Genomic DNA, 1414 nt, shown 5'->3' with positions numbered 1-1414 from the left:
CCTCGACCGCCTTTTTCCACGCGGCGTAGCGGGCTTCGCGTGTGGCCTCGTCCATCTGCGGGGCGAAGTTGCGATCGAGCGCCCAGCCTTTGGCGAACTCTTCCGGCTCGGGGTAGAGACCCGCCCTGTAGCCTGCAAGCCAGGCCGCGCCGAGGGCCGTTGTCTCCAGCACTTCGGGCCGGTCCACTGGTGCACCGAGGATGTCGGACAGGAACTGCATCGCCCAATCCGACGCCGTCATGCCGCCATCGACCCGCAGGGTCGGGCGCGCGTCGTCGGACCAATCCGCCTGCATCGCCTCCAAGAGATCGCGGGTCTGGAAACCCACCGATTCCAGGGCCGCGCGGGCGAACTCTGCCGGGCCGGAGCTGCGGGTCAGGCCGAAGACTGCGCCGCGGCAATCGGGGTTCCAGTAAGGCGCGCCGAGGCCGGTGAAGGCGGGCACGATGATCACGTCCTGCTCGGGGTCGGACTGCTCGGCCAGCGCCTGCGTCTGGTCGGCGGTCTCGATGATCTTCAGCCCGTCGCGCAGCCATTGCACCACCGCCCCCGCGACGAAGATCGAGCCTTCGAGCGCATAGGTCACTTTGCCGTCGAGCTGGTAGGCGATGGTGGTCAGCAGCCGGTTCTCCGAGCGCACCATCTGATCGCCGGTATTGAGCAGCGCGAAGCAGCCCGTGCCGTAGGTCGATTTCAGCATCCCCGGCTTGAAGCAGGCCTGCCCAACCGTCGCCGCCTGCTGGTCGCCCGCGACGCCGAGGATCGGGATTTCCGCGCCGAAGAGATCGGGTTGCGTGACGCCGAACTCCGCCGCGCAATCCTTCACTTCCGGCAGCATCTCCATCGGCACGCCGAGTTTCTTCGCGATGGTCGTCGACCAGCGCCCTTTCGCGATATCGTAGAGCATCGTGCGCGCGGCATTCGTGGCATCAGTGACATGCGAGGTGCCGCCCGTCAGTTTCCAGATCAGCCAGCTGTCGATGGTCCCGAAGGCGAGCTTGCCCGCCTCGGCCTTCTCCCGCGCGCCGTCGACATTCTCCAGAAGCCAGCGCAGTTTCGTGGCCGAGAAATAGGGATCGATGATCAGCCCGGTGCGCGCGGTCACGGTCTCCTCGAACCCGTCCTCGCGAAGGGTGCGGCAGAATTCGGCGGTGCGGCGGTCCTGCCAGACAATGGCGTTATGGATCGGCTTGCCGCTCTCGCGGTCCCAGACCAGCGTCGTCTCGCGCTGGTTGGTGATGCCGATGCCGGAGATGTCCGCTGCGGTCACACCGGCCTTCTCGATGGCGCCGCGCACGGTCGTCAGCACGCTCTCCCAGATTTCCTCGGCATCGTGCTCCACCCAGCCCGAACGCGGGAAATGCTGCGTGAATTCCTGCTGCGCGCTCGCCACCGGGCGCAGCGCGCCGTCAAA

At 67.0% G+C, this 1414-nt stretch carries 1 protein-coding gene; it reads right to left on the bottom strand.

Annotated elements, in window-relative coordinates:
* Positions 1-1414: glycerol kinase GlpK (gene glpK / locus DEM26_RS20150; RefSeq protein WP_109173305.1), on the bottom strand; the 1414-nt coding region annotated here is incomplete at both ends.

Origin of the sequence: Thioclava sp. NG1, from assembly GCF_003122275.1 — a bacterium.
GTDB classification, from domain to species: domain Bacteria; phylum Pseudomonadota; class Alphaproteobacteria; order Rhodobacterales; family Rhodobacteraceae; genus Thioclava; species Thioclava nitratireducens.
This window is presented reverse-complemented; position numbering and strand designations above follow the sequence as displayed.